The organism is Halomonas sp. ND22Bw, from assembly GCF_003011945.1.
Taxonomy (GTDB): Bacteria; Pseudomonadota; Gammaproteobacteria; order Pseudomonadales; family Halomonadaceae; genus Halomonas; species Halomonas halophila.
The window spans coordinates 1-337 of sequence record NZ_PXWD01000437.1; the positions used below are offsets into that span (position 1 = coordinate 1).

Sequence of the window (337 nt, forward strand, 5' to 3'; positions counted from 1 at the left end):
CGCGCCATCGCAGGTCAAAAATGAAGCCCGAGTTCATCATGGCCTCGCGCTTATCGGTTTGGCGCCGGTCAGTCCAGACCGGAGACCGCGCCGCCGCCCGGCTCACGCCGCAGGGTGGCCTTCAGTTCCGACAGGGTGACGGCGCGGAAGGTCATCAGGCAGACGCCGTACAGAACCGCGCCCACGCCGCACACCACCAAAACCGCGATCTCCTTGGCCAGGAAGATGCGGCTCAGCTGCGGATAGAAGACGTCGGCGGCGAACAGCAGGGCGGCCATCATGGCGCTGGCGGCGACCACGCGGGCGAAGCGCGACAGGAAGGCGGGCGACGGCCGCC

1 protein-coding gene is annotated in these 337 nt (G+C 68.5%); it reads right to left on the reverse strand.

Going from position 1 to position 337, the window contains the following annotated elements; genetic code table 11:
• Positions 1 to 68: 68 nt before the first annotated feature.
• Positions 69 to 337: hypothetical protein (locus tag CVH10_RS18815; protein ID WP_219924832.1), on the reverse strand; the 269-nt coding region annotated here is incomplete at its 5' end.